Raw genomic sequence first — 23299 nt, 5'->3', positions numbered from 1 at the left:
CCGTTCACGTCTCAATGGTCTGAAACCTCAATATGCTCATCGATATTTTTATGATGCGTGGCGAAGTACCTCGCCTCAAAGATTACTTGTTGCCCAATGAAGCAGCGACGCTGGCAAGAGATTGCGAATTTGAGCGAGGGGTGATCATGCCGATAAACGAAAACCTCCATGCGCGGTCTCTTCCTTTTCCGGCAAAGACACTGCATCGCTATGATGATGCTTGGTTGCTCTGGCCAGATAGTGTGGTCAGCGCCATAGATAGCCCGCTCGGGCAAGATCAGTGGCAGCGAGTGTATTTTACTGGAGATGGGAAACCCAAGGTTACTGCACAAGATATTGCCATTGATGGTTCAGGCTTTGGACCTGCGGCAGCCTATGATCTGGGCGTTCCTCGACCTGAGTTTCCGCCGGCAGTGATCAGTATCGATACATCTACCGGCGAAGAACCGCCCTTAGGTGAACCAGCACTGATTGACGATGAAGATCGTGTCTATATCCAGACATATGTGACGCGATTTGGTGAAGAGGGCGCCCCGGGTGAACCGTCTGGTTCGGTGTTGATTGAGAAGCCTGGCTCGACAATCACACTTGGGCTCTCTCAACCGACAACAAATACACATAATATTACTCATACTCGCGTATATCGCTCAGTAACGGCAGCAGGTGTGGGCGCCTATATGTTGCTTGCGGAACTTCCAATTTCAAACACCGAGTACAAAGATTCAACACGTGATCTGAATAGCGCAGTGCTTGAGACATGGGATTACGACGAGCCTCCTGAGAACATGCAAGGCTTATGTACCATGGCCAATGGCATTTGTGCTGGCTTTGCAGGCAATGAAGTTATGTTCTCTGCTGCTTACCTGCCTTATGCATGGCCGAAGTCTTATCGACTGACGACTGAACATACGATTCAAGCAATTGTGCCAGTTGGTACTTCTTTGGTAGCTGTAACGAGAGGGTACCCTTACGTCTTTTCGGGTGTAACTCCGGATGCCATGACTGCTACCAAACTAGACATAGAACAATCATGTGTCAGCGCGGATTCCTTAGTTGTTGTTTCTGGTATGGCTATGTATGCAGCACCAGATGGTCTCGTAGTAGTCAGTTCTGACGGTGCAGCTATTGCCTCTGAGGAAATCATTGATCGCAAGCAGTGGCAGGCATTGAAACCTGAAACCATTCGGGCGGTCGCCGTAGAAGGGTGGTATGTTGCCCAGTCAGAAACTGGCGGTTTCATTTACGATCCCTTATCTAAAGCGTTCACTCGAATTAGCGATAGATGGGACGCTACCTATGTTGATTTGCTCACCGATACACTATTCATCGTGCATGGCGATAAAGTCAGCATGTGGCGCCAAAGTGAAGCATTGAAGTCGATGACCTGGCGATCCAAGGTATTTTGGGTGCCAGATGATGCAGCCCTAACTTCCGCTAGAGTTCGCTCCTCTGAACCGGGAAAACTCACCGTGAAAGTCATTGCAGATAACCAAACCATTCTCACTGTTCCGCAAGGCGAACTGACGAATATGCCATTCCGATTACCTCCCGTTCGGGCGAGTTATTGGCAAATAGAAGTATCAGGAGCTGCAGGTGTAGACCGCTTGATGTTGTCAGACTCAATGCAGGAGTTGGCCTAATGCATAAGTCAGGGTTTCACAGTGGTCGCAATCAAGCCGCTATCGTAGAGAATGTCGAAAAGCTAACAGGACAGCGCGGGAATGGCCTTGATAGAGCAATTACCCTGAGAGAGCTAAACGCACTCGGGTTGATTACTGTACGTCGCGGAACGGGTGGCAGAGTACTTCCTATGCCAGCACCGTCATCAAGTATTAATGCTACTAAGCCCGTTGAAATGCCAACTACGCCTGAGCGATTCGCTGGATTCGGGGGCTTTAGTTCAATCATGCTTGAGTGGGATCGGCCAGCATATTCCGGTCATTCTTACACAGAAATTTGGCGTTCTGATAAAGACGTTCTTGATGAGGCTGTACTTATTGCAACCGTCTCGGCAACGGTTTTTGGAGATAGCGTTCGTCCAGGCTCACAGTATTTCTATTGGGCTCGGCATATTAACATCAAAGATATTGCGGGTCCCTTCAATGACCGCCATGGCCTATCGGTAAAAACAAGCACAGACATTTCGGAAGTGATCAATGAAGTCGCGGAGCAGCTGCGCGACTCAACGCTTTTCAAAGATCTCAACGCGGGCATTGGCCAAGCCTCCGAATCTGCCAGCAAGGCAATAAGGGAAGCGCGCAGTGACCTTGAACGCGTTAATAACGTTTTAGATTCGCGTATTAAGGAGACGCAAAAAAGCATCGAACAGTCTCGGCAAGAGTTAGCCGAAACGGATAAAAGCCTCATAGAGAGCATTCACGGTACTCAAGAGCAATTATCAGAAGCTCGAAATGACCTCAAGTTAGCAGATGAGCGCACCAGTAAGCGGCTCTCTGAAACAAATCAAACACTTGAACAAACCCAAAAAGAAATTGCATCGGCAAAGAAAGCACTGAGCCTAGCGCGCTCAGAGTTCACAAGTTCTTTGTCTGATGCGAAAAAGCTCATCGCGGGGGAGACTGCCAGACTAGAGAAACTGAGTAGGGAAGGAGACCAATCAAACGTTGCTCAGATCAAAGGTGTCGAGCACGCATTAGCCAATGCTGAACGTGCTTTAACCGAACAAGTGGAGCAATTGAGTGCATCCTTGATTAGTAGTAGTGAGGAACAGCGCCAATTTACGACAGCAATGGTAACCAAAGCCCAGAAGGCTTTTTCTGACGCTAATACAGCACTAACGCAAGTGATAAGTGCGCTTGAAGCTGCAATGCAGCGTGGCGATGCGACTATGGAAAGCAGCATAAAAGACCTAGAAAAGGTAGTTACGACTAATAAAGACACAGTTGCGAAACGCCTAAATGAGATCAACGCCAACTTCTCTAGTGCACTGGCAGGTACCAAGGGTCAAATCCAGTCTTTGTCTAAAGCTGTCGCAGATAGAGAATCAACGACCGTTCAACAGCTTGGCGACATCCGTGCTGAGTATAGGGAATCCGATAGCAAGCTTGGTGCAGAGCTAAATCAGATCAGTCGGGCTTTCGCCGACGGTGATAAAACGTTGGCCACAAGAGTCGATAAACTCAATAGTGAGTTTACGCAAGCCAATGCCAAAACAAACGCGTTGATAACGGATACACGCAAAACTATCTCGCAGAAAGATAATGCGCTTACGAAAAAGCTCTCGAGCCTAGAAACCGGTCTCAAAGATGTTAGCAATGATATTAATGCCCGAATCGATGAAACGAGCAAAGCCCTGTCTGACGTTGATAAATCATTGGCTGAGCGCGCCGATCATATAGAAGCGAAAGTGGCACAAAATGATGTCAGCTTGAACGGTCGTGTCGATACCTTGTCGCGAGTTATCTCCAATAACCATAAAGCGCTGGCGGAACGCACCGACAACATAGATGCGAGCTTTAAGGCCGGAGATGATGCAATCAAGGGCAGTATTCAAGAGCTATCTCTCTCTACAGCAAATGCTGATGAAGCATTGTCTAAACGTGTTAGTGAGCTCGCTAATTCGTTCACGACTGAAAGTAGTAAAACGAACACACGGCTTACTCATGTACAGAAAGTACTGAGTGATGCTGATAAAGCGCTGGGTTTAAAAATTGAAGGCGTTGAGTCGGCTTACAGGAAGGGAAATAGCGCGACGAATGCGAAGATTGATACGGCAACTAAGACTCTTGCAGAGGCGGATAAAGCTTTAGCCAAGCGCGCAGATCACGTCGAGGCAGCATACAAACAGAGCGAAGCTAGCTTGAAGAGCAGCATGGATACTCTGTCTCAACTTGTTGCAGATAATCAAAAATCCCTTGTGGAGCGGACCGATAAGCTTGAGGCCAGTTATAAAGACGGTGACAAGGCTATTATTGGGTCTATCGATTCTTTATCTCGCACAATGACAAATGCCGATCAGGCCTTATCGAAGCGAATCACGGAGCTAGGTAGCAAATTCAGTACGGATATCAGCAAAGCTAATGCGTTGTTCATGGATACTAAAAAGACGCTTAGCGACGCAGATAAGGCATTAGCGCAGCGGGTTGGTCGTGTTGAAACCGACTATCGCAAAGCAGATGTTGCGACGAATACACGCATTGATGAGACCACTAAGACGTTGTCTGACGCGAATAAAGCACTTGTTGAACGTACCGATCACATCGAGTCAGCATTTAAGAAAGCTGACGCGGGACTTAAAGGAAGTGTCGATTCCTTAACTCGAGTGGTATCGAACAATCATAAGGTATTGACGGAGCGAGCTGGCCGACTAGAAGCGAGTTATCAGAAGGCTGATAATGATATTAAAGGTTCAGTACGGGAGCTTTCTCTCACTGTTGCCAGCGCTGATGAATCTCTCTCAAAACGAATTGCTGATTTAAGTGTTGAATTCAGCACCGAAAAGACAAAAACAAATGCGCTTATAACCGACACAACCAAATCGCTCACTGATGCTGATAAGGCGCTATCAGAGCATGTCAAACGTGTTGAGTCTGCTTATAAGTCGGCAGACACCAAAGCGAACGCAAAGATTGATAGCGTATCCAAGACGCTGACGAGCGCGAATCAGTCTCTTGCGAAAAAGACATCCTCTCTTGAAGCGAAGGCCGGCGAGCTATCTGCAAAAACTGAATCTCAGTCTAAAGCAATCGCAAAGCTGGATAAGCAAGGCTCTGCAGCTTTTCAAGCAATATGGGAACAGAAAGCCCAAGCTGGGGATATAAAAGCTGGAATTGGCTTAATCGCTGGCAGTGATGGCAAAAGTCAGGTCGCGGTTAGTGCCAGTCAGTTCTATGTTTTTGACCCGAGCTCTAAGCAACCTGCAACGCCAGTCTTTGCCATTGATAAAGGCAAAGTGGTCCTACCTAAAGCAATGATTGAAAAGGCGACAATCCAGATATTGAACAGCCAGAAGATTGTTGCGGATGTCGTTAAAGCGGGTATTTCTCTCTCCTCGCCCAAGATCAAGAGTGCTGTCATCGAGGGAGGTCAAGCCGGCTTTGGTTCCGGAGGTCCTTATGGTGGCTACCATACGCGTATTTCAAAAGATGGCACGATTGAGACGAGTCGTTTGTTTATGCGCTCCAACCAAGGCCCGTCTCGGCTCGAAGTAAATGGCGACAGATTAAAAGTGTTCGATAGTAATCAACTTGTTGTTGTTCTGGGTGATTTAGAATGAAAATGTATGGTCTTCGGATTTATGATGCCCAAGGCACGGTCGTACTCGATGTTACCGACCGCACGCCTCGTATACTGGGCTCGTTTACAATTCCCGCGATAAAGTCCAAGCGCACCGTTACTGGACAGGTTAAGCATGAAGGCCTGCGTGGCCGCACCGCACTATGGTGGCTAGAACTCGCGAAGCCGGCTTCTGCAGCTCACCAGTACGATTACAGTATTCATCAAGACAATGACACGCTCATCTGGTCTATCACGGTGAATCGTCTGCTATACAGAGGTCAGGTACCGCCCTTATTGGTTCATTATGGGGTGTATTGATGGCATACGGTCTCAAAGTGTTTGGTATCCACGGGGCGGAAATTATTGATGGTGAATACCAGAACCATTGTTTTCACAACCGCATCGAACTTCAACTCTCACGCAAAGATAGCTTTGGCGTGGCGCTATATTCTGCGGAGTATCAGGTGTCTGTCCCTGACCCCATGATATTTATCTCTTCACCGGTCGATACGGCCATTATTGGTGGGATGTATGGTCATCGGTATCACTACCGCTTCGTTGCCAAGCACTCAGCTAAAATCAGCGTGTACGTCTTTTCGTCGAAGCCCCATAAAATTGGCAATGAGACTTATGGGTTGCAGGTTTTTGGGAAAAATCAGTCGCTAGTTTTTGATAGCCGTTGGCGGCTACTGAGGTTAGCGGCGCTTCATACCCTGCAGCCGACTGAGCCTCCGGTGAAGCCTCTCGACAGTAACTCAAATGGCCCTGAACGGTCGATCGTATTACCTGAGGGGAGAGAGTACGCAGCACGTATTACTGTAGCAAGAGCTTACAATTTCCTGAAAAGAGGGACAGGTAAGTGGCGTGTTTTAATGGAGTGGTCAGCTGACGATGCTCTGCGAGTAGAGGGGAACAAAGTCACTTACAGAAAGCTAGGTACTCCGTCTTCTGCCCCCGGCTATGATGACCCTATTGCACCTGAAGGATGGATGAGTAAAGGAAGCTCTATGTTAGCCATCGCAGATGTTACAAATTACAGGTAATCGTGAATCAAGTGATGTACTCAAAGCCTTGGTTGAACTATCGCCTCCATTTACTCCCCATCATACGTAAAACGCAGTCTCGGAATAATCACTTCTTTGCCGATGAAATAGATGACGCCCTTTTAGATGAGAGGGCGTTTTTGTTTCTCGCCGAGGATGGTTTTGTTGTGTTGCAGCCAACAGCTCGAAATGGCTTGTCTTGGTTGAATGTGATGTTCGCGTTCAATTGGGGTGGCAACGCAATTACTCGTTACCAAAGTGAAATAGAGCTCAAAGGCAGGCAAATGGGCGCGAGAGGTGTGGAGTTATTCACGGCTGTTCCTGGTCTTGAGCAAGCGTTGCTCGCCAATGGATATGTTAAAACGTCCGGAGCAGCCAGAGTTCAACATTGGGAGAAGTTACTCTAGGAGGTCAATATGGGTGGCGGCGGTAAACAAAAAGTCAAAGAAACAGCGGCACAAAAGGCAGCTGCAGACGTAGCGAGGAAGCAGTGGGACCTCTACCAAAGTGACTTTAAGCAGTTTGAAGATAACTTCATTGAGCGTGTCAGTGCGTTTAATAGCGCGACAAATATGGCTGACGTCAAACAAGCGGTCGATGTTGGATACAACAAAGCATATACAAAGAGCCGAGACGAAACGGCGCAGTCGCTGTCGGCAAGTGGCATCAATCCTAATTCGGGTAAGTTTCAGTCAACGATGGCCAACATGGCTACCGATCAAGCACTTGATCAATCGGATACTACCAATAGAGCTCAGTCTTCAGAGCAGGACAAGTACTTAGCTGGTCTGAGCGATGTTACAGCTATCGGGCTTGGCCAAAAGACGGGAGCACTCGAGGGAATAGGTGACGTAGCCAACACGAGTTTAAGGAAAGCGACAGAAGACGCGGAAAAAGACTTCAATAAACGCTCATCAAACCTTCAGCTAGCCGGAGCGGCAGCTGGCGTAGGGCTTAGAAGTTATATGGGCCAGTCCGCTGGTTCATTGGGCAAAGCCGGAGTAGATGGTGTGAGTACGAAAGCATCTACGTTGAATGACTATGATCCGCTAAACAACCCTAGTGGTTCATTGGTGGCATAAGGAGTAGTTATGGGAATCGCGGCAGACACATATGCGCGTATCACTCGGCAGCAATATGACGATTGGTATCAAAGGTTCTATCCAGTTCAGAAAGATCTCATGCAGAAGTCTCAAACCGGTGAGTTGTTGGGAGAGCAACTAGGGAGAGTCGATCGCAATGTTAATGGCTCTATTCAGGCTGCGCGCTTGGGGCAATTAAATAAAATGTCTCGTTACGGGGTAACACCACAGGGTGACCCCAATCAAGATGCTCAGCTTGCGTTAGCTTCCGTCTCTGCGAAAAACGGCTTGAGAGCATACGAGCGAGATCGATCAATGAAGACCCTTTCCGGTGCTGGTATGGGTTTACGTAATGTGCAACAGCAGTAGGTGTAACCATGGGATATAGCTTACTCAGTATGGGGCAGCATCAGAAAAGTACCGCTTTGAAGGGGCTGCGTGATGTTGCTGAAAGAGAAGAGCGTCGGAATGCAGCTAACAAACACTTGAAGTCTGCTGAACGTCAGCAATCAATCAGTTCTGTAGCGTCAGGTGCAGCAATAGGGGGGATGGTAGGTGGCCCCATTGGAGCCGGGGTTGGTGCGGTAGCGGGATTTGTCGTAGGCGAGCTGTTCTAGCGGAGGTGGAGATGGGCCTAGATACACGTGGTTTTATGGATGGTGCTTTGCGCGCTTTCGATGTTGCAGACAGATACATGGAGCGTAAGGAGGATCGCGCGCTTCGTAATCAGGAGAACCAGGAGAGACGAGAGTCTCGTGAACAGCAAATGTCACTGCAACAAGCGGAAGAGCGGCGCAGACAGCAACAGTTTGAGCACAACTATGGCAAAGATGGTCAGGGTGGAGCATTACGCGAAAAAGAGGCCCGCGAGCAGAAGCTTGTTGACTCACAGCTGGAAACTCAACAAGCACAGCGAGCACTTTCCGAATATCAACTTGGACAACAAAAACGAGCAAGCTACATTCGGGAAAACCTGCCCGTCATTCAGAATAGTTGGAAACGGTGGATAGACACCGGTGACATTGACCCCATCCTCGATAATGAGATGATTGCCGGAGGTGCTTACGACCCACGTCGCTATCTTCAGCCTGAAGTAGTAAGAGCCGGAGAGACGTTAGAGAACAAGTTGCCCGCGGTACTAGATGGTAACGCCGATTTCAACGATTCTGAGCTCAAAGAAGCGCTTAACACGTTCTACAGCCAGAACATCAAGGCTTCAATTGGTCAAAAAGATCCAAGAACCGGTCGAGTAATTAAAGATGCACGATGGGGTGGCGTGACGTTGGCTGCAGATATCAATCCTGAGCTTGACGGCGACCAACCAGGCTTGGTGATCACAACTGAAGTGAATTATGGCGATGGTCGTTGGGTACCAAAACCCGTTACTGACGGACGCGGGACGGCTGATGAACAGGTGAAAGTAATACCATTAGAGCAGGCAATGCGGGATTTGACTGGTCAGTTGGAAATGCGCAGGCGTGCTATGGCTTCACCGGCATACAAATCAGTCTTTGGTAGCAAGGACGAGATGAAGGGTTACAAGGAAGAGGTTTCCTCAATAGAGAGTGACCGCAGCAAAGCTCTTGCCAAGCTGTACAGTGAACAAGATGGATTCAGTGCTGATAGTCAAAACCCTGATATGTTGAAACGAAAGGAAGACGAGATAAATCGAATTTATGATCAGCGTCTATCACGTATCGCTCAGCATTATGGTGGCGAGGAACCGAAAACAGGTAGTTCTGAACACCAATCAGCTTTACCGAAAGACGTAGAGCAATGGGCGAGTAGAGATCCTCGGCGTCAGTATTTCCTTCAAGCTGTGAAGCAAAAAGGCACAGATTTGAGTGGATATGATTTGGATACTATCGAGCGTGCTTTTAATGATCAGTTGGCTAAGCATAAAGCGGAGAAAAGCGCTGAGGTGGCTAACAAATTGAGAGAGCAGAGCATCCAACATTATGTAACCAACTTATAAAGCAGATCTTAGTCCAGAATTAGTAGACTCTTGGTTGCTTTTTTAATCAGTGCTGCTTAGATGTTGCTCGATTTTCTGGACGGATGGATCTGATGGCTAAAGCAGTTAGAGTGGGTGATAAAGGTACGGAACATGATGGCTTCCCACCAACACCAGTGACCGCGGGGTCTCCCGATGTGAAAATAGATGGTATACCAGCAGCGCGCGTTGGTGATCCACTCGCACCTCATAGCAAGCCCAAACATCCTCCTCACGGTCGTTCGATAGCGTCAGGCTCTTCAACTGTGTTCATAAATGGTAAACCCGCTGCGATTACAGGAGGGTCTGTCAGTTGTGGAGGAGTTACCGTGGGAGGAGGGACAATCAATATAGGGGACAGCCATACTCCTGTTCCTTTTACCCCGATAGATGTCACTCTTTACGATATTAATGCGATCGTAAAGGATAACAGTGGAAACGTATTTGCCAACCAAGATGTTATCTGCCAACTAGAAGACGGCACTGAAGAAGAATTTAGAACTGACGCTCAGGGACAGATACTCGGAATCAAGAAGGGTGAGATAGCCACAAAGGTGAAGTTCAAATACAAGAAAACGAACATGTGGTTATTAAAGGGGGAGTAAATGACAGATACTTTATCAGCAACACCAGTAGATGATACTACTCCCTATGAAGTCTATATATCCGGAAATGAAGATTTTCTGATTCCGATTGTGTTTCCAGATTATGATGTTCAAGTTGTCGGTGAGCAATCTTTTGAAGTTTTCGGCTACAAAATATCCACACCCAAGATCAAAGCGCCCTACTTGGGTCATGCTGGTGTCATTCTTATCAATGGCGAGACCGGACTCACGAGATATTATGAGTATGGGCGTTATCCAAACCCTAACTCAGATATACCCGGTAACGTTCGCAAAATTGATGTTAGCGACGTTGTAATAAAAAATGGCCTCATTACTGAAAGCTCTTTGAAGCGTTTACTTCGAGAAGTATCTGGTAGGGCTGGTGATAGAAGCAGAATTTCTGGTGTCGTACTGAGAGGGGACTTTTTTTCAGAGGCTGATGATTGGTTAAGGACTATACGTGCCCAAAACAATAGTCCTGATAAGATCGAGTACGATGTGGATAGTCATAACTGTATGACTTTCACCATTGATCTAGCTGATCATTTAGGGCTAGATACATCATGGCGTCCTCCGGTAGTTGTGCCTAGCGCGTATATTGAGCAGTTTCAGCTTTCACAGATCGATTTAGACTACGATTATGAGACAGATACTTTAGAGGTGTCTGAATAATATGAAGAAAATAATCAAAAGAGTGGCTCTTTTCACTATTGCTTTGTTGGTTTCCACAGTTTTCTTGTTTGTTTTATTCGCCAAGGTTTCACCTGTCGAGGGGACGTCGGAAGGGCAGATGGTTGGCGATATTCTTTGGTATACAGCTCCTGATGGGGGAGTTGGATTTAAACTTCTTCAAGAGAATCATCCGCATTACAGGATCAAAATCATGATGAATTCACCTGACATTCTTTATTACGAGGGGGTGTTTGAATACCAAGGTACCAAGCTAGATCACGTAGAATTATCTGACCTCGGTGGGTATTTCGGTGAAAATATACACTTAACAAATGGGGAAGAAATGACGCCGGTGACGGATTAGATCATAGCAGTCGGTTGCTTCATGAAGGTCGTTTACCTATAGCTAAATTAAAGCAATAATAACCCCATCATCAAATACTTATACTTAGCCGCTGGCTCCTTTGGAGCTGGCGGTTTTTTTATGCCTGCTCGGAGCGGATATGAAAGACGACAAGCTTCTTGGTAAGACAGATGGTGCCACTGTTAATGCCCAAACTGATATGACGTTTCAACTTAGCGACAACTTTAATTTAGATGCATATAAACCGCAGGAAAACGTGGAAGTTGGTGCGGGTGATGTAGCAATAGGGCTGGCTGTAGGCGCATCTGGTGCAATGGAGGGGGCTGCGGAAACCACAAAAGCTGTTGGCCAAGGTATCGGGGAGGGTATGACTGATTTAGCGCGGTATGTCGGGGTTCCTGACTCTGCTATTGAGACGGCGAAAAGTGCTGCAGCTTATACCCCTCAAGGGATGGCTTTGTCGTACGTTGATAATCTCCGTAAAGCCTATGGTCAGGCTAAAGACTGGCTGGGTGATAGCTTATCCGATGGAGGGAAACAGGCTCTTCAAACTTTGCCTATTAACGAATCCCCCGAGGGTAATTGGCGAGTATCTTCCGACCCCGCGGTGTGGGGGATGCAGATTGCGCAAGGGTTGGGCTACATGGCGCCGACTATTGCTTCTGCAGTCGCGACTGGGGGAATGTCTGCTTCATCTGCAATACCGTCACTAACAAAGTTGGCAATCAAGTCAGGCGCAAACCCCCAACTTGCTGCTAAAGCAGCGGAAAAGGCATATCAGGTTCTACGCAACACACCCGCGGCCACTGTCGGGATCTCCTCAGATATTGGTAGTCAGGGGATTCAGGCTAAGGAAACGGTCATGAATGCTCCTTTGGACCAGCTTGCGGAAAGTAATGTCTTTCGCAGCAATTTTTTCACGGTTGATGAGGATCCTGAAAACGTTGGCCGTAGTGATTCGGAAAAGCTTGATATGGCTCGTCAGATGACAGCCGAGCAGGCATCACGCGCAACAATGTCTGATGAGAAAGTACTAGCCACTAGTGCTTTGGCGACGATGTTGGGCGACGTTCCGTTAGCCAATATGTTAACTCGTGGAGCAAGTAAAGCGAGCTCGTCTATTACTCGAGGAGTTGCAAAAGGAGCTACTGAGGGTGCAATACGGGAGGGTGTAACGGAAGCCATCCAGGGAGGTACGCAGCAGTATGCCGCCAATGAAATATCAAACGAGTATGCGGGCACCAATGTCGATTTGATGGATGGTGTTGCGATTGGAGCGGTGAATGAGGGCGTACTGGGTGGTGCCATTGGAGGCACCTTGGGCGCGGCAGGTGGTACGCGAACTCGAGCCGACAAGGCCCGCGACAACGCTGACGCCATTGAAAACGACATGGCTCAAGCCGGTGAGCCGGAGGGCAATACGAAAGATACTGACGACTCACAATTAGTGGAAGATGTTCAGGGCATGGAGAGCGTACGGCTACCAAGTAATGATGAAACCATGATCACTGATGGTCCATCTGAAGCTGCCGAGCGGGTTCGTCGGCAAGTCCTGGATAAGACTCTATCCGAGGGCAATCAGGAATGGGAAAAGCCGGAGGTTGATGGACAAGGTGATCTGGCCTCCCGTTTTAAAGCCTCGCAACAATCATTACGGGACAAAGGTGTACTACCAGATAATGACAATCACTTTGTAAAAACCGTCAAGCTGGCTTACGCCATGGATCAGGACAAAGCGGAAGCTCTACTTGAGCGTATAGAACAAGGAGATCAAGAGGCAGAGCAATCGCTGTACGTTCTCGCTGAGCAGGCGTCAGAGCTCGGGCTTGACGAAACAGGTGTGCAGCAGGCGTTCAACGCTGCCAGAGAGAAGCAGCAGGCCGCTCAAGACAAGCGAGACTCCAAGATACAGCGCTACATTGAGGCCATAGAGCAGGGAAGGGAAAACATTACTGCATCAAGTCAGCCGGAAGCGCAGCCTGATTTAGAGGATAGCCTATCTTTTGACGAGCCAAAGGTCTCAGACCTGCCCACTGAGGCTGACTACCAGCAGCAGGCAATACAAGAAAGCGTTAAGGCCAACGTTGAGCAAAGCGCACAGTCACGCGGCGAGTTTTCCAATCGCCCGAATACAATGAAGATGCGCGAGGAAGGCAAGAAGCCAATTGCTGATTATGCCGCGTTTACTAAAAAGACCAAATCAATGCGCAAGCGCCTTAAAAAGCGCATGGCCCAATCTAATCCCCAGCTGCGCGACGCGCTATTGGAATCACTGCGTAACGCGCCGGAGCGCATTGCCGCTTTTGAGCAAGAAGCCAAGGAGCGCAAAGCGCGATTTGATGCCCTGCCTGAGAACCAAGTACGACGCCAGCAAGTTGAAGCACTATTTGACCCGCAGCAGCCAGAGCCAGCGAACGAGCCCGACTTTAGCCGTAATGCTATCAAGCAAGTGATGGATGACATGCGCGAACGTGGCGAGCCCATCATTCAATCTCTACCCAAAGAAGAGCAAGCAGAAGCCAGAGCCGATCTAAGAAAGGCGCAGTCATTTGCAACCACAAAGCTGCGAATGATGATTGATGAGGCCCAGTCCGACAACACCCAAAAAGAGCAGTTAGTTGATGGCGATAAGATCATTAACGCTTCTGGCTTGAAGCTGGTTTTGCCAGAGATCAGTAAGGAAACAGAATCAACCTACAATCGCGCTACTCACATTGGGAAGGGGCGAGACTTTAATGCAGAGCTAGCTGAGGAAGCAAAAAAAATCGCAGGCGACTTGGACGAGAAAGGCTTGCTTGATACTGAAGATCGACAACAGAAAGCGCAAAGCCTGATTGAAGACTACCTCAACGAAGAAAAAGCATTTATTGAGCGAGAATCTGCACGGGCTGCCAGTAACCCGAGTTGGTTTGTTACCGGCCGAGGTGGGCGCAATATGGCGAAGTATTCCGCCAAAGCTGATAAAAACATGGCGGCATTTAGCCGTGAGGTCGAAAAGCTAAGCGCGATGCGTAAGCGCATATCTCAAGACGTAGAAGCCGTTATGAACGAGGAGCAGCGTCAGGCTAGGCAAGAGAAAGAGCGTCGCGACAATCTTAGTCGCGCTGAAAAAAAGGCAGTTGAGTATCTAGCCACTATTGCGCAAAACATGCGCGAGGGTAAGTCAGCGCTGGCAAAGGATGATCGCAAATGGGCGGGCCCAAAAGCACTAACTCACCTTAATTTGCTAGCATCGGCAGATGAAGCTAGGGCAAAAGCACTGGCAAAAAAAATGGAGGAAGGCTTTAAAGACGTTGGCGGCGTACTCAAGGTGGCAGGGCCTCGCTCTAAACTTGCCGCTCGACTTAAAGAGCTGCTTGACTACCAAGATGCCCCTAAAAACTCTCCTGCTACGCCAACCGTAAACTCTGCCATACCAACGCTTGATGCCTTTTCCGCTCTTAACAAAGGAGACATGAGTCTTGCCGAGGTTAAGGCATTATCGGAGCAGTTAACTCGCAACGAGCAAGGCGTAAAAGACGCGTTTTACTCGCTCACTATTCCGAAAATTAACGAGAAGATGGGTGCCTACTTTGCGGCGCGCTGGAAAGGCGAAAAGAAAGACCGCATCGTGCAAGCTGCTTTTGATCAGCTCTTATCTGATTTGGAGTTCACCATGGCAGGGGGCGCACAAACCATTACCTTGACTCAGGAAGGGAACGGAAAGACACGCGCTGAGCAGGTAAATGAAAAAATCCAAGCGATGGACGATGGCACTTATCAGGCGTTCATTGATGCGCGTAAACAGGCTGAACAAGACCGAAAAGAAGCAATAAGGCAACGAAAGGCCGCGCTAAAAGATCCACAAACAATAAGCGACTTTAATCTATTTGTTCAAAACGGTGGCAAGTTTTCACCCGAACTGTGCGCCCGTTATGACAAATTGGTCACTGATGAGATCTTATCTCGCCGAAAATCAGAGCAAGAGACCGCAGCCAAAAAGTCAGGCTTGGAAACTGATGGTGAAATCGAGATTGGCGACATCACCGAAGGCACACACGGCAAGACAGGAGCGACCATTTTTAATGTGTCGCTAGAAACACGTTTAGGCAAGGATAAGTTCAAAGAAGCAGCCGGGATGGCGCGCTCAATGAAAGGCGGTTACTGGCGTGGGAGTTTTTACTTCCCCACACGCGAAGATGCCGAAATATTCATGGGGTGGCTACAAGGCAACGAAATTGATCGCTCCGAAGTAGTCAACGCCAAGCGCGAAGAGAAGCGCCAATCAAATGCGGAAAAGCTAAGAGAGGCAAGTGAAAAGCTCGCAGAAAAAGCGAGTGTGGAGTATAACGCAGAGCGCAAAGAAAACACCACCAAGCGCATGGCTGAAGGAGAGCGAGCGAGATCTCGAGCGAGAAAAGATGCAGAAATCGCCGCGCTAATGGCTGAGGTTGCCGACAAGATAGAATCAGGCGATCTCTCTGTATTGGCGGGTATCAATGCGAAAACGCAAGTTGAAACACTCAAACGAATTGAAAACGGATTGCTGTGGGAGGCAAGCAAGAAAAACAGTGATGCTGTAGAGCGGGGCGACTTTAGCGATCCTGTTTGGAAAGAGGGCGCGACGATTGATGAAAAGGTCATGTTTGCCAAATACCCAATGGCAGATACAGACACTCGCATGATCAACGAATTAGCAAGCCGAATGTTGGATGAAAAAGGCTACGCGAAGTCTGGCAATATTTTGCTGGCCAAGTACAAGAACAGCGAATTCAAAGAGGTCGCGTTAAGCACGGAAAACGAACACGTGATTAAAATGGTGGAGTTCGCGAAAAAGGAGGAACTATACGGCGACTTGCCCGCTATGTTCCAGCGGCTTCAACGCATGGGCCTCACGCGACGCGAGTTACTTCGTGAGGCGCTGCGAGAGATGGACAGCACTACAACAAAGACCGGTCTTAATGAGAGCAAGGTTGCCAAGCTGGAGCGCGATCTTAAGAAAAAAGTGCTTGCCAACCGCAATGCGTTTGTTGATTTCTTCCCTACACCAGAGTCTCGAGCACGTCACATTGTTGAGTTGGCCGATATAGAGCCCGGCATGAAAGTGCTAGAGCCCAGCGCAGGGAATGGCATGCTAGCAGACGCCGCTAAGTCTCAAGGCGCCGAGGTTGAGGTGGTAGAGATAGCAAGCGACCTTCGCGACATCCTCACAGAAAAGGGTCACAAAGTCGTTGGTAATGACTTCCTAGCGTTTAGCGGTAAAGGCTATGACCGCATCGTGATGAACCCACCGTTTAGTAATGACATGGACATTGACCATGTTCGTCATGCCTACGACATGCTGAAACCTGGCGGAAAAATGGTGACAGTGATGAGCAGTATGGCGGGGGAACGCAGTAACAATAAAAACCGAGCTTTCAAGGACTGGTTAGTTGAGCTGGATGCTAAGGAAGAAATGGATCCCGTGGGTACGTTCAAGGAGTCCATGAACCAAACAGGAGTTCGCACTAAAACCATCCAAATTGAAAAGCCGCTGTCTGACGCTAAAAAGGAAAGCGAGGCTGAGGCTGTGATGTTTTCTCGTGAAGGAGTCACTCAAGGAAACACACCACCCAAAGGCATGCCACTCAAGCAGGCCCAACTTGGCGTTAAGCAGTGGCTCAAAGAGTACAGCGGTGGAGCAGGAATTAAAACCAAGGTGGTCCAGACTCAGGCAGAAGCAGAAAAGCTGCTTGGACAATCCATTCCCGGCGCCACTATTCACGGTTTTTACTCTGATCGGGATGGAGCCGTAGTACTTGTTGCCGACAACCTGCCTGATATGAAAACTCTGCGCAAGAAGCTGCGCCATGAAGTACTAGCGCACCACGGCTTAAAAGCAGTGGTAGGGGATAGCGAGTACCAGAAAATTCTCGAGCGCATCGCTCGCGGTAAAAGCTCACCGCACGTAAAAGAGCTGTGGGATCGCATAGAAATAAACTACGGTGATCAAGCTCCTATAGTGCAAGTTGAAGAAGTGTTAGCGCATGCAGCGGAAATTGAGCGCAGCACGATTCAGCGTTGGTGGGACCGTGCCATCGAGGCTATTGCTAGAGCGCTTCGTAAGGTGGGATTCATGCGTCAGCATGATATTACCAAGGCGGAAATCAACAACATTGTGCAAACGCTGATTGACCGCATAAAGGCCGTCAATCACTGGGATGCTAATAACTCGCCACGTTCGGATGGTAAATCAAAGCTCTCTCGTTCTAAATTAAGCCAGGCTAAGTTCTCGCTTCAACAAGAATCAGCACGCTTTTCTGATGAGTTACGCAAAGCGATGGGCTCACTCAAAAGCCGCGTTGCTCCAATCAAGGTAAGTGATACCCCCGATGTACTCAAAGCTTTGGGCATGCCCGAATTACCGCTATATATCGATAGAGATGTAGTGAGAAAGGCTACCAATGGTGTGAAAGACGATCATGATATCAGTATGGAGAGCATCTACCGCTTGCCGGAATTGTTGGCCGACCCTATTGCCGTTTTTAAGCCGAAAGCACCCAACATCGCAGCCAACGGAAGCAAAAACATTATTGTTGCAGCGCAGTCTGATACAGGGAAGCCGGTACTCATTGCGATTCATGCGGATAAAACGTCACATCGTATTCGAGTAAACAGCGTGGCCAGTGCATATGGTAAGAACGAGAAGGCGTTAACGCAGTGGATTAGGGATGGGTTGCTTGAGTATGTAAAAGAAAACAACCCTGAGTGGCTGCGTTTGCAAGGGCTCCAATTGCCCGAGGAGCGCACCTTCCATCAGGGTTATCTAGACAAGATAATGAGCCACCAAGATGTTGTCAATATGGGTGGCATCAAGTTCTCAAAGACTAGTTCCCCAACGATGGACGAGGTCATTCGTCAAATTGATAGTGAGCCAACTGCTCACGGTAGACTGAGAACCGTATTGAGCGCAGTAGCAACCGCAGTTAAAGGTGAGCTAGGTGGCAAGAAGGGACTGGGTGCTGTGACATTGCGGCAGTTAGCCGATCTTGCTAAAGACAAGTTGCCTCAAATAAAGGGCTACGTTGATACGGTGCATAGAATGATGGAGCGCCGGAATCAAATGGCATTTGAGTCAGCTGAAATTGCCCAGAGCATTCGTAAATGGGCAGCGAAAAACAAGCCTATGGCTGATGAAATGTTTGATATCGCGCATCAGGCCACAGTTGAAGGCGTCGATCCCGCTGAAAGCTTTGTCTCAGCCGCTGAAGCCATTCAAAACCGAATTAGACACATTGAAAACGTGGCTAAAGAAGACGCACTTACGAACGCTCAGGCCGACGAGCTGAGACAATTACGCAATGATTTGAATAATGAACCTCGCCGACTTCGCAAACATATCGCTCTTCGAAAGCGTTTCGACAAGCTGCCTGCGGAAGCCAAAACGCACTATCGTACGATGCGTGACAATTACAAAGCTCGGCATGATGACTATCGCAGACTCCTAGAACAGCAAATTCAGAATGCAGAGATCGATGGCCGAGTGAAGAAAAAACGTCTGGCGGAGCTTCGTTCACTGTTCGACCTTCAGGAAGTGAATGCACCGTATTTTCCTCTCGCCCGATTTGGAGACTACTGGGTGCATGCCATTGATGAGAATGGAGAGAGTCGTTATCTCATGTTTGAGTCAGAGGCAGAACAACAACAAACAGTGAAAGGGCTACGAGAAAAAGGTTTTGAAGTGAGGTCTGGCTACAAGATGGAGGGTAACCCAGCCATTGATGGAGCTAGTCTTAGCTTTGTGACTGATCTGATGGGCCGTATTGATGAGACTTCCCTCAACGATAAGAAAAAAACAGAAATCAAAGACCAGATTTATCAAATGTACTTACAAGCTCTGCCATCTCGTTCGATGCGTAAGCAGTTCATCCACCGGAAAAAAACACAAGGCTGGTCCAATGATGCTCTGCGTGCGATGGCAGAAAACATGATGAAAGGCGCCTATCAGCTCTCACGAATGGAGTATGCCGAAGAGTTAACTAAACAGGTAAAAGAGACGGAGAAGGCTGCTAAGTCATCCAATGACAACCAGGCAGGCCGTTACGCTGAAGAGTTAATTAAGCGCCATCAGTGGGTAATGAATCCAACGCATTCAGTAGCAGCCCAGAAAATTACTTCACTGGGCTTTCTCTGGATGCTTGGCGTTTCTCCTGCTGCCGCGGCGGTAAACACCACGCAGAACTTTGTTGTTGCACTTCCGATCATGGCTAGCAAGTTTGGTAGTGCTGCGTCTACTAAAGCACTCAATGGAGCAATGAGGGAGTTCGTAACCTCACGAGGACAGATTAGTCGTAAATTCCGCAACCAGTCCGAGAAGGACGCATACAATGCTTGGCATGACATGGGTTTATTGGATTCGACAAACGCTCATGACCTGGCTGGCATGGCAGAAGCAGAAAACTGGAAGTACAACGAGGCCTATGAAAAAGCAATGGGCGTTGTCAGTTGGTTATTCCACAAAGCAGAGGTATTTAATCGAGAGACGACTGCCATCGCTGCATATCGTCTTGCTAGACAAAATGGGCACGAACACGACGTAGCGACTAAGATGGCAGCCGATATTACGTGGGACGCGCATTTTGATTACACCAATGCCAATCGTGCCCGCTACATGCAGGCTCCCAGTATGAAAGTCATCATGCAGTTCAAGCAATATAGCCAGAACATGACTTACTACTTATTGCGAAATCTTTATTTGAGCATGAAGGGAGCCAGCAATAGTGAAAGGGCAGAAGCCAGGAAGCAGTTGATTGGCACACTTGGTATTACTGCGTTACTCGGTGGTGCAACTGCATTGCCATTGGGCACTTTGTTTGTACTTGCTAATGGGCTGAACGCAGCATTTGGTGATGATGATAAGCCTTGGGATGCGGAGATCGAATTTAAAAACTACTTGGGTGAGCTGTTGGGTGAAGGACTGGCGGACAAGGTGATCTATGGAGCAGGTGGAGCGGGAGTATCTTCTCGGATATCACTTGATGGCCTTTGGATACGAGATCCAAGTCGTGACTTAGAAGGTGAGGACCTTTGGACTCACTATGCTAAGCAGGTTGCCGGCCCTGTATTGGGGGGTATTGTGGTGAGTGCAATTAGTGGGGGGCACGATATCTCAGACGGCAATATCTACCGAGGGGTAGAGAAGATGATGCCTAAATTTGCCCGTGACCCAATGAAGGCTTATCGCTACTGGAATGAAGGCGCGCTTAACTATCGTGGCAATGCATACAAAGAGGCTGATCAGTTCAGTGGCTTGCAGTTACTGCTCCAAGCCAACGGTCTCACTGACGGTGAGCTAATGAAACAGTACGATGTTAACAATGCGATTAAAGGCTATGAGAAACATATCCTCGACCGACGTCGCGATTTGATGACGGCCTATTGGTTGGCCTATAAGCAACATGATGAGCCGATGATGCTTGAAGCGAAAAGGAGTATTTACAAGTTTAATCAGGCGAACCCTGGCGTAGCGATTGATAGTCAAGCGCTTCGTAACTCAATCAAAACACGCAGGCGATATAGTCGAGACAGTAATCGCGGGATCAATGTCAGTAAAAAGCTCAGCTACCTTCATGACGAGTTTGCTTGGTAGGTTAGAAAGTGATTTATCGATGAGCCTCGCATGCAAGCGAGGCTCCTTTAGAGGGTGATTAGTGTGTTAGCTCTTTGATTGCGGCGCCCGGCGCATTAGCTTTCACTGACTCGATACCCTTGTCTCGTGCTTGGGTGGATGAGTAGGTTTCACTTGTGCCAATAATCTCATGGTTTGCAGCTTTGAGATTAAACATTGGATTAGGCGTGTCTTTTCTCTCATAGCGGCTGTCTATCGGCGCGTTAGTCTTCACGGAGTCAATGCCATTCTCACAACCTTGCTTGCTAGAGTACCCCTCACTCTTCAAGATGATTTCTCCGCTTCCAACCTTTAATCTGAAACGGTATTCGTTGGCTTTATCTTTATAGATTTCAAAAACACCAGACATCTTTCTCTCCTTAACAATTGCAGTGATACAAGATGTATGGACGACTCACTCATACGGACATTAGGTTATCTAGCTAAGCTTGATGTGTAAGTGATGAGGGTCTTGAAAACTATACTTTGTGTATTATTTTTTTGTTAAAGGAGTGTGGAGGATTTAGGGCTTGAGTTGGTCTACAGTGATATGAAATCGAAAATTATACTCGGCTGCAAATCTGCCGAGGAGATTTTGGTGTTTTTGAAATGGTTGGAAAGAAATCTTTAATCAGATCGTAAAAGCAAAAAGGGGACTGTTGTTAGAGGCTGGATTTGGAGTTTTTCGAGGCTTCAATTAGCAGGAGAAAATGGGACAAAAATGGGACACTTTTTGGGAATGGGACACAATTTGGGGCATATTTTGGGGGTTTAATAGGACTAATAAGGATTTGCATTATAGCAATAAAGTGTTGAAAATAAACGAATTACCCTATTATTAACGATCTTAGCAATAGGGAGATATTTCGTTACGTAAAATTACTTTCCGCTTCGTTCTCACCGCACAGGTTGTACTTTTCCAATTTTTGCTTTTAAAAACAAAAAATACTTTTATATCAGTTTCTTATGAGTATTTTTGTTGATTTTGTCAGCATGTTTAATTGTGATCTATATTTACTTTTTAATCAGTAAAATCATCGTACGTAGGCAGGGTGATGATTCGCACCTTATAGTTTGGGTGAGTTCAATAATCACAAATCGCAATGACTCTCAGGCGTCCGACGTTTTCGGGCCACCTGTAGCGGGGGAGCCGAATGGTTAGCCACGAGAGCATGCATTGTTAACTTCCTTGTCAGGAGCAAGACTATGTCAAAAAACCTCTTTGCTAACCTGCAAAAAGTCGGTAAGGCGCTGATGCTACCAGTATCCGTGCTACCGGTAGCAGGTATATTGCTGGGTGTTGGTGCGGCCAACTTTAGCTGGATGCCAGATATTGTTTCTCATCTGATGGAACAAGCTGGTGGGTCTGTGTTCGGCCAAATGGCACTGCTTTTCGCTGTGGGTGTCGCGCTAGGCTTTACAAATAATGACGGTGTTTCCGGTCTGTCTGCGATTGTCGGTTACGGCATCATGGTGGCAACACTTAACGTGATGGCTCCTGTGATGGGCGCCGAAGAAATCAAGACGGGTGTACTCGGCGGTATTCTTGCCGGTGCCGTGGCTGCGTGGACGTTTAATCGCTTCTACACTATTCAGCTGCCTGACTACCTTGGCTTCTTTGCGGGCAAACGTTCGGTGCCAATTATCACCGGTTTCCTCTCTATCGCACTGGGTGTCATTCTTTCTGTTATCTGGCCACCAATCGGTGGTGCGATCGCTACCTTCTCTCACTGGGCTGCTGAGCAAAACCCTGTTACCGCATTTGGTATCTACGGTATCGTCGAGCGTGCATTGATCCCATTCGGTCTGCATCACATCTGGAACGTACCTTTCTTCTACGAAGCAGGTAAGTGTGTTAATAATGCAGGCGAGCAAGTGAATGGCATCATGACTTGCTTCTTGACCGCTAACGACGTGACTCGTGAAGCAGGCAACGGCTTCGGTCAGTTAGCCGGTGGTTACCTGTTCAAAATGTTTGGTCTACCAGCCGCTGCGTTTGCGATTGCACACTCTGCAAAACCAGAAAACCGTGCCAAAATCATGGGTATCATGGCGTCAGCAGCACTGACTTCATTCCTAACGGGTATTACTGAACCTATCGAATTCTCGTTCTTGTTCATCGCACCTGTACTGTACGGTATTCACGCGGTGATGGCGGGCTTGGCTTATGTGTTGACCAACGCACTGGGCGTGGTACACGGCCATACTTTCTCTAACGGTTTCATCGACTTTATCGTACAAATGCCACGTGCTGAGAACGTGACCACATTGGTACTGCTTGGCCTGGGTTATGGTGTTCTTTACTACATCGTATTCCGCGTGGTGATCCGTGCCCTTGACCTGAAAACGCCAGGTCGTGAAGACGAAACCACTGAGACCTCAACAGCGACTGGTTCTGAGCTAGCGGGTGACTTGGTTGCAGCCTTCGGTGGTAAAGACAACATCACAGGTCTGGACGCATGTATTACACGTCTACGTGTTTCTGTGGCAGACACTGAAATTGTTAACCAAGACAAGCTTAAGCAACTTGGTGCAGCGGGTGTTGTAGTTGTATCTGGTGGCGTACAAGCTATCTTCGGTACGAAATCAGACAACCTGCGTACGGAAATGGATGATTGGATGCGTAGTCACTAACCAGTGACAACACCTTCCAAGAAGATCAAGGAGAGCCGATGGC

13 protein-coding genes and 1 pseudogene are annotated in these 23299 nt (G+C 48.0%); 13 read left to right on the top strand and 1 reads right to left on the bottom strand.

From position 1 onward, the window contains the following. Nucleotides 1-32 precede the first annotated feature (32 nt). The 12 genes and pseudogenes from N7E60_RS08870 (at nt 33) to N7E60_RS08815 (ending at nt 20604) form a co-directional block, all read left to right on the top strand. Nucleotides 33-1640 (top strand): hypothetical protein, encoded by a 1608-nt coding sequence (locus tag N7E60_RS08870; protein WP_269597215.1) that lies wholly within the window; start codon nt 33-35, stop codon nt 1638-1640. Continuing rightward, the gene (locus N7E60_RS08865) at nt 1640-5236 is read left to right on the top strand and encodes a phage tail tip fiber protein (protein ID WP_269597214.1); all 3597 of its coding nucleotides are present in this window, start codon (nt 1640-1642) and stop codon (nt 5234-5236) included. Before N7E60_RS08870 ends, N7E60_RS08865 begins: the two co-directional genes overlap by 1 nt. Further along, nucleotides 5233-5556 carry a hypothetical protein gene (locus tag N7E60_RS08860; protein ID WP_269597213.1) on the top strand — a complete coding sequence of 108 codons (324 nt, stop codon included), beginning with the start codon at nt 5233-5235 and terminating at the stop codon, nt 5554-5556. The genes N7E60_RS08865 and N7E60_RS08860 overlap by 4 nt, the downstream gene beginning before the upstream one ends. Further along, nucleotides 5556-6281: a hypothetical protein gene (locus N7E60_RS08855; protein ID WP_096628975.1), complete on the top strand. Its 726-nt coding sequence runs from the start codon at nt 5556-5558 to the stop codon at nt 6279-6281. Before N7E60_RS08860 ends, N7E60_RS08855 begins: the two co-directional genes overlap by 1 nt. Nucleotides 6282-6283: 2 nt before the next feature. Next, nucleotides 6284-6688, top strand: coding sequence for a hypothetical protein (locus N7E60_RS08850; protein WP_240531896.1), 405 nt, complete (start codon nt 6284-6286; stop codon nt 6686-6688). A 9-nt stretch (nt 6689-6697) separates the two neighbouring features. Next, on the top strand, nt 6698-7363 hold the full coding sequence (locus N7E60_RS08845; RefSeq protein ID WP_269597212.1) for a hypothetical protein: 666 nt from the start codon (nt 6698-6700) through the stop codon (nt 7361-7363). 9 nt (nt 7364-7372) lie between these two features. Continuing rightward, nucleotides 7373-7732, top strand: a complete 360-nt coding sequence (locus N7E60_RS08840; protein WP_096628966.1) for a hypothetical protein — start codon at nt 7373-7375, stop codon at nt 7730-7732. A 259-nt stretch (nt 7733-7991) separates the two neighbouring features. After that, nucleotides 7992-9338 (top strand): hypothetical protein, encoded by a 1347-nt coding sequence (locus N7E60_RS08835; RefSeq protein ID WP_269597211.1) that lies wholly within the window; start codon nt 7992-7994, stop codon nt 9336-9338. A gap of 92 nt (nt 9339-9430) precedes the next feature. Further along, nucleotides 9431-9712, top strand: a pseudogene (locus tag N7E60_RS08830) (type VI secretion system PAAR protein); the annotation flags it as partial. Nucleotides 9713-9961: 249 nt separating this feature from the next. Continuing rightward, complete coding sequence (locus N7E60_RS08825; RefSeq protein ID WP_269597210.1) at nt 9962-10633, top strand: hypothetical protein; 672 nt, start codon at nt 9962-9964, stop codon at nt 10631-10633. A 1-nt stretch (nt 10634) separates the two neighbouring features. Beyond that, the gene (locus tag N7E60_RS08820; protein ID WP_269597209.1) at nt 10635-10997 is read left to right on the top strand and encodes a hypothetical protein; all 363 of its coding nucleotides are present in this window, start codon (nt 10635-10637) and stop codon (nt 10995-10997) included. 139 nt (nt 10998-11136) lie between these two features. Further along, nucleotides 11137-20604 (top strand): PLxRFG domain-containing protein, encoded by a 9468-nt coding sequence (locus N7E60_RS08815; protein WP_269597208.1) that lies wholly within the window; start codon nt 11137-11139, stop codon nt 20602-20604. A gap of 58 nt (nt 20605-20662) precedes the next feature. Here N7E60_RS08815 and N7E60_RS08810 read toward each other — a convergent pair whose 3' ends face one another. Then, nucleotides 20663-20992, bottom strand: coding sequence for a YegP family protein (locus tag N7E60_RS08810; protein WP_269597207.1), 330 nt, complete (start codon nt 20990-20992; stop codon nt 20663-20665). Nucleotides 20993-21828: 836 nt separating this feature from the next. Between N7E60_RS08810 and ptsG the strand changes: the two genes are divergently transcribed. Further along, nucleotides 21829-23256: a PTS glucose transporter subunit IIBC gene (ptsG, locus tag N7E60_RS08805; protein ID WP_269597206.1), complete on the top strand. Its 1428-nt coding sequence runs from the start codon at nt 21829-21831 to the stop codon at nt 23254-23256. Nucleotides 23257-23299: the final 43 nt, after the last annotated feature.

The organism is Salinivibrio proteolyticus, from assembly GCF_027286365.1.
Classification (GTDB): Bacteria; Pseudomonadota; Gammaproteobacteria; order Enterobacterales; family Vibrionaceae; genus Salinivibrio; species Salinivibrio proteolyticus.
This window is presented reverse-complemented; position numbering and strand designations above follow the sequence as displayed.